The organism is Geobacter sp. SVR (assembly GCF_016865365.1).
Lineage (GTDB): Bacteria > Desulfobacterota > Desulfuromonadia > Geobacterales > Pseudopelobacteraceae > Pelotalea.
Genome location: NZ_AP024469.1, coordinates 2,389,967 through 2,404,109 on the forward strand (window position 1 = coordinate 2,389,967; position 14,143 = coordinate 2,404,109).

A 14,143-nucleotide genomic window follows, 5' to 3' on the forward strand; every position below is an offset into this window, starting at 1 on the left:
AACGGGACTTTTTCAAGTCCCGCTCAATGAATCATAGTATAAACTTCTTATTTTGAATACTTTTTCTCGATATCCGAGATCAGGTCGAGACGTCCCTGATGGCGTCCCCCTTCAAAGGAGGCGTCCAGCCAGGCGCCGACCAGTTCACAGGCTTGCTGTTCGGTCAGTACACGGCCACCCAGCACCAGGATATTGGCGTTGTTATGCTCCTTTGCCATACGTGCCATGAAGGGATCGGTCACCAGTGCCGCCCTGATGCCGGGCACCTTGTTGGCGGCAATGGACATGCCGATTCCGGTTCCACAGACGAGAATGCCGCGCTCGGCAGAACCGCTGACCACCATCTCGGCCACCTTGAGGCCGAACTCGGGATAATCGACCGAGTCGTTAGTCTGGGTGCCCGCGTCAGCCACTTCAACTTTCCGTTGCGCGAGGTATTCTTTCAACGCTGCCTTGAGGTTCAGGCCGCCGTGATCGCTGCCGATGACAAGCATGTTCGGTCTCCGTCCTTTAAAAGATTGTTGAAAAACGGGCATCTCGCCGCCGTCCTCGTCAGTCACCTTGTGCGGTGTAGCGCTGCTACGCCTCCGCGGGACTTCCTGCGGGGATGCGACGATCTACCCATTTTTGAACAACCTGAAAATTTCAACAATCACTTAAATCTTCCTGAACAACAGGGTGGCGTTGGTACCGCCGAAGCCGAAGTTGTTGCTCATGGCATATTCGATCTTTGCTTCGCGGGCCGTATTGGGCACGTAATCGAGATCGCATTCGGGATCGGGTTCGCTGTAGTTGATGGTCGGCGGCACGATACCCTTATCCATGGCCATCAGGGTGAAGACCGCTTCCACACCACCGGCGGCACCCAGCAAATGGCCGGTCATGGACTTGGTCGATGAAACCAGCATGTTTTTGGCATGGTCGCCGAACACGGTCTTGATTGCCTGCGTTTCGTACATATCCCCCAGCGGAGTGGATGTGCCGTGGGCGTTGACGTAGGAGACCAGTTCAGGATTGACTCCGGCGTTCTTGAGGGCCATCTTCATGCAGCGGGCAGCCCCTTCGCCACCCGGGGCCGGAGCAGTCAGATGGTAGGCATCGCCGGTCAGGCCATATCCTACTATCTCGCCGTAGATCTTGGCACCGCGTGCCTTGGCAGCTTCGTATTCCTCAAGCACGAGGATACCGGCCCCCTCCCCCATGACAAAACCATCCCGATTTTTGTCGAACGGACGGGAAGCTGCTGCGGGATCGTCATTGCGGTCCGAGAGCGCCTTCATGACGGAAAATCCGCCGATGCCGAGCGGCGTCACGGTCGATTCGGTGCCGCCGGCGATCATGGCGTCGGCATCGCCCCGCTTGATGATGTGATAGGCGTCGCCGATGGAGTGAGTTGCTGTTGCACAGGCCGAAACCGATGAAACGTTGGGACCCTTGGCACCGTATTTGATGGAGATGTGCCCCGGCGCAAGGTTGATGATCAGCATCGGGATGAAGAACGGCGAGATCTTCTTGTAGCCACCCTCCTGCAGCGCCTGGTGATATTTCTCGATGGCCGGAAGACCGCCCAGACCGGCACCGACCAAAACGCCGACGCGTTCCGCGTTGTTCTCGTCAATGACGAGACCGGAATCGGCCATGGCAAAATGCGCGGCACCGAGAGCATATTGGATGAAGAGATCCATTTTCTTGATCTCTTTTTTGTCGATGAAGTCTTCGGGATTAAAGCCTTTGACTTCGCCGGCTATCCTGACCGGCATTTCGGTCGCGTCGAAACGGGTGATTGTGCCGATACCGGAGGTGCCGCTGATCAGTGCATCCCAGTTGGCAGCGTTTCCTGTTCCAAGCGGCGACACTGCGCCGACGCCAGTAACTACGACTCTTCTCATGATCTGTGACTCCCGGACTGATGTTTAAGGGTAGAAATGGAAAGAGGGGAGTAGCTCCCCCCTCCCATTCTGACTGGCACGCCGTTTTCTCAGCTGTGCTCGGTGATGTATTCGATGGCGTCGTTTACCGACTGGATCTTTTCGGCATCCTCATCCGGAATCTCAATGTCGAATTCTTCTTCAAGGGCCATTACCAGTTCGACGGTATCCAGAGAGTCGGCGCCCAGATCGTCCATAAAGGAGGCCTCGGGTACGACCAGAGATTCTTCCACACCCAGCTGCTCGGCTACAATTTCCTTAACGCGTTTTGCAATGTCAGACATCTTTCACCTCCGTGTGATGTAAACCCTGTTCAGGTTTCTCAGTCGATAGACGTTTAGCTAATTAAGTCATGAAACAATCAAAAGTCAATTGATATTTTCAGTGCCGCGGAGAGCCAAAGTCCGTACCAGAGCTGCAAAGGCAAAGCAGCGGTACGATCCGGACCCGCATTACATGTACATTCCACCGTTGACCGAAAGTATCTGTCCGGTCACATAGGAAGACAGCGGTGAAACCAGGTAGAACACCGCATTGGCGATGTCCTCGGTTGCGCCGAATCGCTCAAGCGGGATCTGCTGCAGAAGCGATTCGCGCACCTTTTCCGGCAGTTCCGCCGTCATGTCGGTTTCGATGAAGCCGGGGGCCACGGCATTGACCGTGACATTGCGCTTGGCCAGTTCACGTGCGGCGGACTTGGTCATGCCGAACATGCCGGCCTTGCTGGCGCAGTAGTTGACCTGGCCCGGATTGCCCATCTCTCCGACCACGGAGCTGATGTTGACGATCCGGCCGTAGCGGGCCTTGGTCATGACCTTGGATGCCTCACGGGTACAGAGAAAGGCACCCTTGAGATTCGTATCGAGTACGGCATCCCAGTCTTCTTCCTTCATGCGCATCAGCAGACCGTCCCTGGTGATCCCGGCATTGTTGACCAGGATGTCGATCCGGCCGAAATCAGTGACGATCTTCTTGAAAAGCGCTTCAACCTCCGCTGCGGAAGCCACATCGAGCTTTTCGGCCCTGCCTGCACCACCTTGGGCGATAATCGCCTCCACCGTGCCTGCTGCCCCGCTTTCCGAGGTGGCGGTGGCAATGACGAAGGCTCCCTCGGCAGCCAGTTTCAGCGCAACGGCTTGGCCGATGCCGCGTGAGGCGCCGGTAACGAGCGCAACTCTTTCCTTGAGCATCATGCCCTCCCCTCCGCTGCCTTGATGCCTGCGATATCTTCGATGTTGGAAATGGAAACGTCCTTGGTGATGCGTTTCACCAGGCCGCCCAATACCTTGCCCGGGCCGATCTCGACAAACGAGGTGATGCCTGCGGCAGCCATGGCAACGACCGACTGTTCCCAGCGCACCGGAGCGCAAACCTGGGTCACCAGCAGCGGCCGCACTTGCGTTGTGTCCGCATTGGCTGTTGCAGTGGCATTGGCGATTACCGGCAGTTTCATGTCGCTGACCGTAATGCTGTCGAGCACGCCGGCCAGGCGGTCGGCAGCAGGCTGCATCAGGGCGCAGTGGAAGGGGGCGCTGACCGGCAGCAGCATGGCCTTCCTGAAGCCGCGTGCCTTGGCGATTTCAATGGCCCGATTGACCGCACTGGTATGGCCGGCAATGACAATCTGTCCCGGAGAATTGAAGTTGGCGGGGGAGACGACCTCTCCCTGTGCCGCTTCCCGGCAGATATCTTCTAGCACATCCTGCTCGATGCTTAGCATGGCTGCCATGGTGCCGGTGCCGACCGGCACCGCTTCCTGCATAAAGGTGCCGCGCGCCCGAACCGTACGGACTGCATCGGCAAAGGCCAGTGCGCCGGAGCAGACCAGCGCGGAATATTCGCCCAGGGAATGCCCGGCAAGACAGGCAGCTTTCAGGCCGGTTTCCTGTTCCACAACCTTGAGGACGGCAATGCTGGTTGTCAGGATGGCGGGCTGGGTATTGGCGGTCAGCTTCAGCTCTTCCTCGCTGCCGCCAAAGCAGATGGCGGAAAGTTTCAGCCCGAGTGCGTCGTCGGCTTCCTCGAAGATCTGGCGGGCTGCCGGGAAGGCGTCGGCGAGTTCCTTGCCCATGCCGGGGTATTGGGACCCCTGCCCGGGGAAAATAAATGCTGTGCTCATTTCACGTTCCTTCCGTGCCGCTGAATAGTAATATTTACGTTCGCTGCCGCTTTTACCACCGCATCAGGGCCGAACCGTAGGTGAAGCCGCCGCCAAAGGCATCCAGCAGGACAAGGTCCCCCTTCTTGATGCGATTGGCGCGATTGGCTTCGTCCAGGGCGATCGGAATGGACGCGGCAGACGTATTGCCGTAGTTGTGCAGATTCACGAATACCTTGTCCTCGGACAATCCCAGGCGTTTGCTGGTGGCATCGATGATCCGGCGATTGGCTTGATGGGGAATGAACAGGGAAATATCGGCGGCAGACATGCCGTTCGCGGCCAGGGCGGCACTGGCCGCTTCGTCCATGCCGCGGACAGCGTGCTTGAACACGTCATTCCCGTCCATTTTGATGAAGAACAGACGATCCTCGATGGTACGGTCGTTGCCGGCCGGGTTCCTGCTCCCGCATCCCGGCTGATAGAGCGTGTTCCAGAACGAGCCGTTGCTGAAAATGTGGGTCGACAGGATGCCGTTGTCATCGTCCGTGTTGGCCGCGACAATCGCAGCGCCGGCCCCGTCTCCGAACAGAATGCAGGTATTGCGGTCGGTCCAGTCGACAACGCGGGACAGCACTTCGGCGCCGATCACCAGCGCTTTCCGGGCCATGCCCATGCGGATGTACTTGTCAGCAATGGAGAGGCCGTAGACAAAGCCGGAACAGGCTGCGGAAAGGTCAAAGGCAGCGGCCCTGACAGCGCCGATTTCGTGCTGAACAATGCAGGCAGTGGCTGGAAAGGGGAAATCGGGGGTAACGGTACCCAGTACGATCAGGTCGAGCTCTGCGGCATCGACACCTGCCATGGCTAGGGCACGCCGTGAGGCCTCAACGGCGAAGGTCGAGGTAAATTGCCCTTCGGCAGCAATGCGGCGCTGCTTTATGCCGGTCCGGGTAGTGATCCACTCGTCGTTGGTATCGAGCGTCCGTTCGAGATCGTGGTTGGTGAGGATCCGTTCGGGCAGTGCCGAACCGGTGCCGATGATCCGTGCACGTGGCATGGGTGTGTTCATGTTATACAGCCGCCTGCGAGTTGAGATGGTCGCGTTGCCCCGAAACAGCGATGTTTTCGGTGAGTTTTTCCGCAACATGCTCGGTCACGCCGCTCCGGGCATATTCATGCGCAAAACGGACGGCATTCTTGATGGCTTTCACATTGGAGCCGCCATGACAGATCATGCCGACACCGTTGATCCCCAGCAGCGGCGCTCCGCCATATTCGGCATAGTCGACGATCTTTTTGAAACGGTTGAAGGCACCGCGCACAAAAAGGTATCCCAGCTTGGAAACCCAGCTTTTGAGGATTTCCTGCTTCAGCATGTGGCCAGCGGCATCGGCCAGACCTTCCGAGGACTTGAGGACAACGTTCCCCACAAAGCCGTCGCAGACCACCACCTCCACCGAGCCCTTGAAGATGTCGCGCCCTTCCACATACCCGGCGTAATTCAGTGAGGTATTACGCAGAATGGCATTGGTTTCCCGGGTCAGTTCATTGCCCTTGGAATCCTCCTCGCCGTTGGAGAGCAGCCCCACCGAAGGATTGGCGATTCCCATGGCATACCGGGCATAGACCTCGCCCATGATGGCGAACTGGACCAGGTGCAGCGGCTTGCAATCGACATTGCCGCCGACATCGAGCACCAGTGTCTGTCCCTTGAGGGTGGGAAAAATCTGCGCGATGGCGGGCCGCTCGATGCCCTGGATGCGCTTGAGCACGAACATTCCTGCTGCCATGGTGGCGCCGGAGTTGCCGGCGCTGACAGCGGCGCAGGCCTTGCCCTCCTTGACCAGGTCAAAGGCCACACGCACGGAGGAGTTCTTTTTCTTGCGCACCGCGTCCGACGCCGAATCGTGCATGCCGATCACTTCGCTGGCATGAAAGATATCGATGTCGAGCTTGTCCGCAGCGTGCCGGGACAGCTCCTGCTCGAGCCGCGACCGGTCCCCCACCAGTGTTACGGGAATGCCGAATTCACGACAGGCCGCGACAGCGCCACCGACCTCTACGGCCGGGGCATTGTCGCCGCCCATAGCGTCGACAGCAACTCTCATCACCTCTCGTAAAGACACGGAGACGCTGATTTATTGAGCTTGGGAGAGATCGAGAACGGTTTTACCCTTATAGGTGCCACAGCTCGGGCAGACGCGGTGCGGCAGCTTGGGGGACTTGCACTGGGGGCAGACCGAAACTGACTGGGCTGTCAGGAAGTCGTGTGCTCTTCTCATGTTCTTGCGTGACTTGGAGGTCTTTTTCTTGGGTACCGCCATGGTATTTCTCCTTTTTCGGTGGATCGACGCAGGCCGCCACCCTGTTGTGTTATCTGGTTACCGGGATACTTTGAAATCTTTGAGCGCGCTGAATTTGAAATTTATCTGTTCGCGGGAGCAGGTGCAACTGCCGCGATTGAGATCGGTCCCGCAGGTTGAGCATAACCCTTTGCAATTCTCGCTGCACAACGGCTTGAGAGGAATCTCCATGGCGACCTGCTCCTCGATTTCATGGGTCAGGTCGATTTCATCGCCGCTGTAGGTTCCGGAGATCAGGTCCTGTTCGTTGAGCTCGACCTCATCCTCGACTGGAACTTCTTCGGGAGTTCCCTTGCGGAAGAAGATCGAGAAATTCGAGTCAACGGCAGAATCGTACGCTTCAAGACACCGCGAGCAGGTCAGTCTGATCGGGGCGGAAACCCGGCCCGCGATCCGGATATGGTCATATTCCCGGCTTACCGTGATATCGGAGCGCACCGGGCCGGTGAAGGTACAGTCACCATCAGACTGCAGCCTGTCAAGCACGGGAAATGCCTGGATATCATCCTCGTTTTTGAGGACAAGCGGTTTTTCCTTGATATGATCGACAACTATCTTCATCGCTGCGCATCCGTTTAAATAAAATACAAAGCACACAAGTATATTCAATGCATGTTATTTGTCAATAGTTTTGAATTCCTAGGATTTCAAGCGGCCGTACCGCTCCAGCATCTCGGCCAGAGAAGGTCCCAGATGGCGGGGAACGATGCCCCAGGAAAAGCGCCAGCCCCAGTTGCCGCTGGAGGTGCCGGGCAGGTTCATGCGGGCCTCCGAGGGGAGGCCGAGCAGGTCCTGGAACGGAAGGATGACGGTGTTCGCGACCGACATCAGCGCCAGGCGCAGGATGGCTCCCACGGCTTCGTGACCGGAGCTGCCGATATACTCGCACACGTCGTGGCGCTGCGTCGGGGAAAGGCTGTCGAACCATCCCAGGGTGGTGTCGTTGTCGTGGGTGCCGGTGTAGACGATACAGTTGCGGATATGGTTATGGGGCAGATAGTAATTGTCCGGTCCCGAATCAAAGGCGAACTGGAGGATCTTCATCCCCGGATAGTCGCATCTGTCACGCAATGCCTCCACCTCGGGAGTGATAACTCCCAGATCCTCGGCAATGATGCTGACGCGACCCAGGGCGGCGTGAACCGCTTCGAAAAAGGGATACCCCGGCCCTTTGACCCATGTCCCCTGCTCTGCGGTCTTGTGGTCCGCCGGAACATGCCAGGCTGCCTCGAAGCCGCGAAAATGATCCACCCGTACCCCATCGAACTGGGAGAACAGATGCCGGAAGCGGTCGATCCACCAATCATAACCCTGCTGCTCCAGCCGGTCCCAGTCATAGAGCGGATTGCCCCAGAGCTGGCCCGTTGTGCTGAAATAATCCGGCGGTACACCCGCCACGACCGTCGGCCGCCCCTTGGCGTCGAGCAGGAAGATGCTGCGGTTGCGCCACACATCGACTGAATCGTAGGCCACGAAGATGGGAATATCCCCGATGAAGGAGATGTGCCGGTCAGCGGCATAGTCCCGCAATGACTGCCATTGCCGGTAAAACTGCCACTGCATGTATTTCTGCACCCCGATCTCAGGGCCCAACTCCACTGAAGCGGCTTCGTATGCCCCCGGTTTGAGCAGGGCTACGTCGGAGGGCCACTTATGCCAGCTCACGCCGTGATGGTGGTGCTTCAGTGCCATGAAAAGGGCGTAGTCGTGCAGCCAGGGGGTGGTATCGCAAAAATGCCAGAACTCCTTCATCCTGACGGTTTCGCCTGCGGCAAAGAAGGCTGCGGCCGCTTGCCTGAGCGCGGCAAATTTGAACGAACATACCTTATCGAACTGCACGACATCGTCGGAGAAGGTCTTGTTGCGGAAGCCGCGCGGCAGATCCCCCTCGGCGACGAGTTGGCTCAGATCGATCAGCAGCGGGTTGCCCGCGAAGGCCGAAAATGCGGAGTACGGGGAATTGCCGCAGGCAGGGGGAGTCAGGGGAAGAAGTTGCCAGAACGACATGCCCATGGCGGACAGCAGATCCACAAACCGCCGCGCATCGGCACCCAGCGTGCCAATGCCGCCGGCTCCCGGAAGCGATGTGGGATGAAGCAGAACGCCGCAACTTCGTCGCTGTAACATCTGATGCCTCCCCGGACCAGTGTGAGTCTTCAGTCCGTTGTTTAAACATACCTCATAGCGGCATTGCAATCAAATTCATCGCCTCTTTTGACTGTGTGGGCGTCCTGCATCCGTGCTGCCTCCCTGCCGGGACGCCTGAAAGGCCTCTGCCTTTGCATTTCCCCGGCATGAAGCCTCTCAGCGGAGGGCCGGCGGATTAAGCAACCGCCGCAGCCCGGCGACGGTCGGGCCCCGGCTTCTTTCAGGCGTCCCTACAGTCCGGCAGCACAGATGCAGGACGTAGCGAACCTTGACTTTGCTTGGCGCGGTGCTTATCTAGAAAAATAAGGCACATTATTTAAAGCGGGGAAAACCATATGGACTTCAACAGACTGACGCAGAAATCCCAGGAAGCGTTTGCCGAGGCGCAAAACAAGGCGGTCACCTACGGACATGTGGAGGTGGACGGTGAACACCTGCTGTGGGCGTTGCTGGAGCAGGCCGAAGGGCTGGTGCCGCGCCTGCTGGCGCGCATGGACATACACCCCGAGGCGCTGAAAAACGAGGTCGAAAAGGAGCTGGAGCGCCTGCCCCGGGTTTCCGGCCCCGGCGCCGAGCCCGGCAAGATCTACGTTTCCCAGAGACTCTCGCGAATTCTCGTGGCTGCCGAAAATGAGGCTAAACGGCTCAAGGACGAATATGTCTCGGTCGAACATCTGTTGATTGCACTGCTGGCCCAGGGAGAGAAGACCCCTGTGGGCCGCATTCTGAAACAGGCCGGGGTCGACCGGGAGAAGCTGCTGGCCGCCCTGACCGACGTGCGCGGCAACCAGCGGGTCACTTCCGCCACTCCGGAGGCCAGTTACGAAGCCCTGGAAAAGTACGGCCGGGACCTGGTAAAGATGGCCCACAGCGGCAAGCTCGATCCGGTCATCGGCCGCGATGAGGACATCCGCCGGGTGATCCGCATCCTTTCCCGCAAAACAAAGAACAACCCGGTGCTGATCGGCGAGCCAGGCGTAGGCAAGACCGCCATCGTGGAGGGGCTGGCCCAGAGGATCGTACGCGGCGACGTGCCCGAGGGGCTGAAGGACAAGACCGTCTTTGCCCTTGATATGGGGGCCCTGGTTGCCGGCGCCAAGTACCGCGGAGAATTCGAGGAACGCCTCAAGGCGGTGCTGAACGAGGTCAAGCAGGGAGAAGGGCGCATCATCCTCTTTATCGACGAATTGCACACAATTGTAGGTGCCGGCAAGGCCGAGGGGGCCATGGATGCCGGCAACATGCTCAAACCGATGTTGGCCAGGGGGGAGCTGCACTGCATTGGCGCAACCACCCTGGACGAATACCGCAAGCACATCGAAAAAGATGCCGCCCTGGAGCGCCGTTTTCAGCCGGTGCTGGTGGAACAGCCCACCGTGGAGGATACCGTCTCGATCCTGCGGGGCCTGAGAGAACGCTTCGAGGTCCATCACGGCGTCAAGATCCAGGACAATGCACTGGTGGCGGCTGCCGGCCTTTCCAACCGCTACATAACCGACCGTTTCCTGCCTGACAAGGCCATCGACCTGGTGGACGAAGCCTGCGCCATGCTGCGCACCGACATCGATTCCCTACCGGCCGAGCTGGATGCCATCTCCCGCCGGGTGATGCAATTGGAGATCGAGGAGCAGGCCCTTAAAAAGGAAAAGGATCCGGCCAGTCAAGAGCGACTGGAGACCTTGCGCCGGGAGCTGGCAACCGACAAGGAAAAGGCTGCCGCCATGCGGGCCCAGTACGACACCGAAAAGGTAGCCATCCAGCGCGTCCAGGCCCTGAGAGAGCAGATCGAGAAGACCCGCCGCGATATCGAACAGGCCGAGCGCACCTATAATTTGGAGCAGGCCTCGAAATTGAAGTACTCCGAACTGCCCGGTCTGGAAACCGCCCTCAGGAACGAGGAGGAGGCCCTGGCAGCCAAACAGGGGGGGCATAAGCTGCTGCGCGAAGAGGTTACGGAGGAGGAAATCGCCGAGATCGTGTCCCGCTGGACCGGCATCCCGGTCACCAGGCTGGTGGAAGGCGAGCGCGAGAAGCTCCTGAGGCTGGAGGATATCCTGCATCAACGGGTGATCGGCCAGGACGAGGCGGTGCAATTGGTGGCCGATGCCGTCCTGAGGGCGCGCTCGGGCATCAAGGACCCCAACCGCCCCATCGGCTCGTTCATATTCCTCGGTCCCACCGGAGTCGGCAAGACCGAGTTGGCGCGCACCCTCTCCTCTTCCCTGTTCGACTCTGAGGAGAACATGGTACGCATCGACATGTCCGAATACATGGAGAAGTTCGCCGTTTCGCGGCTGATCGGCGCCCCTCCCGGTTATGTCGGCTACGAGGAGGGGGGGCAGCTGACCGAAGCGGTGCGCCGCAAACCTTACTGCGTCCTGCTGTTCGACGAGATTGAAAAGGCCCATCCCGACGTGTTCAACATCCTGCTGCAGATCCTGGATGACGGCCGGGTGACCGACAGCCAGGGGCGTACGGTCAACTTCAAGAATACGGTCGTCATCATGACCTCCAACATCGGCGCCCCGTATCTGATCGAAGGGATCACCCCTTCGGGCGAAATCCGCGAGGAGGCGCGCCACAACGTCATGCGAGAACTGCGGGGCGCTTTCCGTCCCGAGTTCCTCAACCGGGTGGACGATATCGTGCTGTTCAAGCCGCTGAACCTTGACCAGATCGTACGGATCGCGGAGCTGATGATCGGACAGCTCAGAAACCGGCTCATGGACCGGCGCATCAATCTGGAGATCAGTGAAGAGGCCCTGCGTTTCATCGCGGAGGCAGGGTACGACCCGGTCTACGGTGCCCGGCCGCTCAAGCGTTACCTGCAACGTGAGTTGGAAACCCGCGTGGCAAGGGCAATCATAGCGGGCAATGTTCCCGAGGGATCGACGCTGCAGGTCGAGTTGCAGAATGGAGGTCTCGTGATCCACGTCAACTGATGCCGTGGATCACCGCCTGTCCTTTCCTGGCATGTCCAATCCACTCCGGGCCACGCGGCCGTTGCATCCGCGCCCGCGGTCCGGAGCTTCACCCCTTTCCCCGAGTCGTTTCCGAATCAAGGAACTCTTCGACCATCACTCGCACACCTGTTCAGATCCAGCGTTCGAGGCATGAGAGACAGTGTGTCCGGCCTGATGTATGGAAACAGCCTGCAGCGACCGCACACTACCATGACACTCCCTGGCTGCCATGCTTACCTGATTCAGGCGAGAAACATCATAAATCCTGACGGGAAGCCTCTCTGCTTGACAATCAATCCGCCGGGGACAATAATCCACCAATTATACGCGACTCAGAAGGGACGTTCTCATGCGCATTGACAGCGATTTTCTGGTCATCGGCAGCGGTATCGCCGGACTTTCCTATGCCCTCCAGGCAGCCGACCATGGCAGCGTAGCCATTGTCACCAAACGTGAGATAACTGAATCTGCCACCAAGTATGCCCAGGGAGGCATTGCCTCGGTCTTTTCGGCCGAAGATTCCTTTGATGCCCACATGGAAGATACCATGGTGGCCGGTGCCGGCATCTGCCATGAGGACGTAGTGCGCATGGTGGTGGAGGAAGGCCCCCAGACCATCAAAAACCTGATCGAATGGGGGGTCAAATTCACCACCAGCGGCGAAAGCTACGATCTGACCCGCGAGGGGGGACACAGCGCCCGCCGCATCCTGCATGCCGAAGACATCACCGGCCGCGAAATAGAACGCGCCTTGGTGGAGGCGGTCCGCAACCACCGGAATATTCAGATCTATGAACATCATATTGCCATTGATCTGATCACCTCCGCCAAGGTCAGCAAGACAGCCGAAGACAATCGCTGCCTGGGAGCCTATGTCCTGGACATCAAGGACAGCGGCCGGGTAAAGACCTTTGCGGCCAAAGTGACCCTCCTGGCCAGCGGGGGCGCCGGCAAGGTCTACCTGTACACCTGCAATCCCGATGTCGCTTCAGGGGACGGCGTTGCCATGGCATACCGGGCCGGAGCGACCATTGCAAACATGGAATTCATGCAGTTTCACCCCACTACCCTGTTCCATCCCCTGGCCAGGTCGTTCCTGATCTCCGAGGCGGTGCGCGGTGAGGGTGCCATCCTGCGGCGCCGCGACGGCACGGCCTTCATGGAGAAGTATCACAAGCTGAAAGACCTGGCACCGCGCGACATCGTGGCGCGTGCCATCGACAACGAGATGAAGACCAGCGGCGACGACTGCGTCTTTCTGGACATCACCCATGAGCCGGCCGATTTCGTACGCAGCCGCTTTCCCAACATTTACCAGACTTGCATGGAATTCGGCCTGGATATGACCAAGGAATGGCTGCCGGTGGTACCGGCCGCCCATTACCTGTGCGGCGGCGTTGCGGTCAACATGGACGCCGAAACCGACATCCCCGGTCTGTATGCCATCGGGGAGACTGCCTTTACCGGGCTGCACGGCGCCAACCGGCTGGCCAGCAACTCGCTGCTTGAGGCCGCGGTCTATGCCGGCCGTGCCTACCGTCATTCGGTCCAGGCGCTCCAGTTGCTGAAGAACGAACGGCCGGCACTGCCGGAGTGGGATTCGGGCACTGCCACCAACAGCGACGAAATGGTCGTGGTTTCCCAGAACTGGGACGAAATCCGCAGAAGCATGTGGAATTATGTCGGCATCGTACGGTCCGATAAACGCCTGGCGCGCGCCATGCGCCGCATCAAGCTGATTCAGGACGAGATCGAGGAATATTACTGGAACTTCATCATCACCTCCGATCTGGTGGAGCTGCGTAACATTGCCACCGTTGCGGAACTGATCGTTACCTGCGCCCAGATGCGTAAGGAATCCCGGGGGCTGCACTACACCATCGATCACCCCGAGCGTGACGATGTTTCCGGCAAAAAAGACACCTTCATAAAGAAACGTTTTTGAAACCCATACCCGGGAGCCGACTGTGGATATCAACGAAACAAGAAAACGAATCGACCTGCTGGATGATGTGCTGCTGCGGATCTTCAACGAGCGGGCACGTCTGGCTTTGGAGATCGGCCATCTCAAGAAGGGACTCAATCTTCCGGTGTTCGATCCGGCGCGGGAGAAACGGATTTTTGCGCGTATGAAGGAAGAGAATCCCGGTCCGCTGGATGACGGCGCCATTGTCCGTCTGTTCGAGCGTGTGGTCGACGAATCGCGCCGGCTGGAGCGCATCATGTCTCATGCCGACGAGGAAGCCCAGTAAAGGCCGAGGCCCTGGTTCCTTTCAGGGGAAGGTTTGGTCGAAATTTTTTAAAAGTTATGGATCAGGGAGGGCTATACAAGATGTTGATCATAATGAAGAAACATGCTCCGGAAGAGGCGTTGGACCGGATCAAAGAATACCTGATTACCCGCGACTTTGACATCCATCAGTCTACGGGAGCCAACCGCACCATCATCGGGGTCATCGGCGATACTGAAACGCTGAACGACCAGGAAATCGAGGCAATGTCCGGGGTGAGCCAGGTGGTGAGAATCAAAAAGGATGATTGAGCCGTGGGGCATTTCCTCTTTTCAGAAAGCACCGATCTGGCGCTGCCGTCCGTACCGCTCCCCGATATGGAATCCCCCGGCAGCGCCCTCCCCTCCCT

General features: G+C 58.7%; 14 protein-coding genes. 4 read left to right on the forward strand and 10 right to left on the reverse strand.

Annotated features, from left to right (window positions below):
• Window positions 1-47: 47 nt before the first annotated feature.
• The 10 genes from rpiB to malQ all read right to left on the reverse strand — a co-directional run bounded on the left by rpiB (window position 48) and on the right by malQ (window position 8,519).
• Complete coding sequence (rpiB, locus tag GSVR_RS11065; RefSeq protein WP_173200600.1) at window positions 48-494, reverse strand: ribose 5-phosphate isomerase B; 447 nt, start codon at window positions 492-494, stop codon at window positions 48-50.
• 162 nt (window positions 495-656) lie between these two features.
• The gene (gene fabF, locus GSVR_RS11070; protein ID WP_173200598.1) at window positions 657-1,889 is read right to left on the reverse strand and encodes a beta-ketoacyl-ACP synthase II; all 1,233 of its coding nucleotides are present in this window, start codon (window positions 1,887-1,889) and stop codon (window positions 657-659) included.
• 89 nt (window positions 1,890-1,978) lie between these two features.
• The gene (acpP, locus tag GSVR_RS11075; RefSeq protein WP_173200597.1) at window positions 1,979-2,212 is read right to left on the reverse strand and encodes an acyl carrier protein; all 234 of its coding nucleotides are present in this window, start codon (window positions 2,210-2,212) and stop codon (window positions 1,979-1,981) included.
• 168 nt (window positions 2,213-2,380) lie between these two features.
• Window positions 2,381-3,121, reverse strand: a complete 741-nt coding sequence (fabG, locus tag GSVR_RS11080) for a 3-oxoacyl-ACP reductase FabG (RefSeq protein WP_173200595.1) — start codon at window positions 3,119-3,121, stop codon at window positions 2,381-2,383.
• The gene (gene fabD / locus GSVR_RS11085) at window positions 3,118-4,047 is read right to left on the reverse strand and encodes an ACP S-malonyltransferase (RefSeq protein WP_173200593.1); all 930 of its coding nucleotides are present in this window, start codon (window positions 4,045-4,047) and stop codon (window positions 3,118-3,120) included. Before fabD ends, fabG begins: the two co-directional genes overlap by 4 nt.
• A 52-nt stretch (window positions 4,048-4,099) precedes the next feature.
• Window positions 4,100-5,086 carry a beta-ketoacyl-ACP synthase III gene (locus tag GSVR_RS11090; RefSeq protein ID WP_173200660.1) on the reverse strand — a complete coding sequence of 329 codons (987 nt, stop codon included), beginning with the start codon at window positions 5,084-5,086 and terminating at the stop codon, window positions 4,100-4,102.
• A 13-nt stretch (window positions 5,087-5,099) separates the two neighbouring features.
• Window positions 5,100-6,137, reverse strand: coding sequence for a phosphate acyltransferase PlsX (plsX, locus tag GSVR_RS11095; protein ID WP_173200591.1), 1,038 nt, complete (start codon window positions 6,135-6,137; stop codon window positions 5,100-5,102).
• 30 nt (window positions 6,138-6,167) lie between these two features.
• The gene (rpmF, locus tag GSVR_RS11100; protein ID WP_173200589.1) at window positions 6,168-6,353 is read right to left on the reverse strand and encodes a 50S ribosomal protein L32; all 186 of its coding nucleotides are present in this window, start codon (window positions 6,351-6,353) and stop codon (window positions 6,168-6,170) included.
• 57 nt (window positions 6,354-6,410) lie between these two features.
• Window positions 6,411-6,953, reverse strand: a complete 543-nt coding sequence (locus GSVR_RS11105) for a DUF177 domain-containing protein (RefSeq protein ID WP_173200587.1) — start codon at window positions 6,951-6,953, stop codon at window positions 6,411-6,413.
• 78 nt (window positions 6,954-7,031) lie between these two features.
• On the reverse strand, window positions 7,032-8,519 hold the full coding sequence (malQ, locus tag GSVR_RS11110) for a 4-alpha-glucanotransferase (protein ID WP_173200585.1): 1,488 nt from the start codon (window positions 8,517-8,519) through the stop codon (window positions 7,032-7,034).
• Window positions 8,520-8,875: 356 nt separating this feature from the next.
• Between malQ and clpB the strand changes: the two genes are divergently transcribed.
• The 4 genes from clpB to GSVR_RS11130 all read left to right on the forward strand — a co-directional run bounded on the left by clpB (window position 8,876) and on the right by GSVR_RS11130 (window position 14,045).
• On the forward strand, window positions 8,876-11,482 hold the full coding sequence (gene clpB / locus GSVR_RS11115; RefSeq protein WP_173200583.1) for an ATP-dependent chaperone ClpB: 2,607 nt from the start codon (window positions 8,876-8,878) through the stop codon (window positions 11,480-11,482).
• 370 nt (window positions 11,483-11,852) lie between these two features.
• Window positions 11,853-13,448, forward strand: coding sequence for an L-aspartate oxidase (gene nadB / locus GSVR_RS11120; RefSeq protein WP_173200581.1), 1,596 nt, complete (start codon window positions 11,853-11,855; stop codon window positions 13,446-13,448).
• 22 nt (window positions 13,449-13,470) lie between these two features.
• A complete protein-coding gene (locus tag GSVR_RS11125; protein ID WP_173200579.1) occupies window positions 13,471-13,755 on the forward strand; it encodes a chorismate mutase in 285 nt (94 codons plus the stop codon).
• An 80-nt stretch (window positions 13,756-13,835) separates the two neighbouring features.
• Window positions 13,836-14,045 carry a hypothetical protein gene (locus tag GSVR_RS11130; RefSeq protein ID WP_173200577.1) on the forward strand — a complete coding sequence of 70 codons (210 nt, stop codon included), beginning with the start codon at window positions 13,836-13,838 and terminating at the stop codon, window positions 14,043-14,045.
• Window positions 14,046-14,143 lie beyond the last annotated feature (98 nt).

Bases quoted from the DNA above. Each gene is read 5' to 3' on its own strand.
- rpiB (WP_173200600.1), bottom strand. From the start codon at position 494: ATGCTTGTCATCGGCAGCGATCACGGCGGCCTGAACCTCAAGGCAGCG.
- fabF (WP_173200598.1), bottom strand. From the start codon at position 1,889: ATGAGAAGAGTCGTAGTTACTGGCGTCGGCGCAGTGTCGCCGCTTGGA.
- acpP (WP_173200597.1), bottom strand. From the start codon at position 2,212: ATGTCTGACATTGCAAAACGCGTTAAGGAAATTGTAGCCGAGCAGCTG.
- fabG (WP_173200595.1), bottom strand. From the start codon at position 3,121: ATGATGCTCAAGGAAAGAGTTGCGCTCGTTACCGGCGCCTCACGCGGC.
- fabD (WP_173200593.1), bottom strand. From the start codon at position 4,047: ATGAGCACAGCATTTATTTTCCCCGGGCAGGGGTCCCAATACCCCGGC.
- GSVR_RS11090 (WP_173200660.1), bottom strand. From the start codon at position 5,086: ATGCCACGTGCACGGATCATCGGCACCGGTTCGGCACTGCCCGAACGG.
- plsX (WP_173200591.1), bottom strand. From the start codon at position 6,137: ATGAGAGTTGCTGTCGACGCTATGGGCGGCGACAATGCCCCGGCCGTA.
- rpmF (WP_173200589.1), bottom strand. From the start codon at position 6,353: ATGGCGGTACCCAAGAAAAAGACCTCCAAGTCACGCAAGAACATGAGA.
- GSVR_RS11105 (WP_173200587.1), bottom strand. From the start codon at position 6,953: ATGAAGATAGTTGTCGATCATATCAAGGAAAAACCGCTTGTCCTCAAA.
- malQ (WP_173200585.1), bottom strand. From the start codon at position 8,519: ATGTTACAGCGACGAAGTTGCGGCGTTCTGCTTCATCCCACATCGCTT.
- clpB (WP_173200583.1), top strand. From the start codon at position 8,876: ATGGACTTCAACAGACTGACGCAGAAATCCCAGGAAGCGTTTGCCGAG.
- nadB (WP_173200581.1), top strand. From the start codon at position 11,853: ATGCGCATTGACAGCGATTTTCTGGTCATCGGCAGCGGTATCGCCGGA.
- GSVR_RS11130 (WP_173200577.1), top strand. From the start codon at position 13,836: ATGTTGATCATAATGAAGAAACATGCTCCGGAAGAGGCGTTGGACCGG.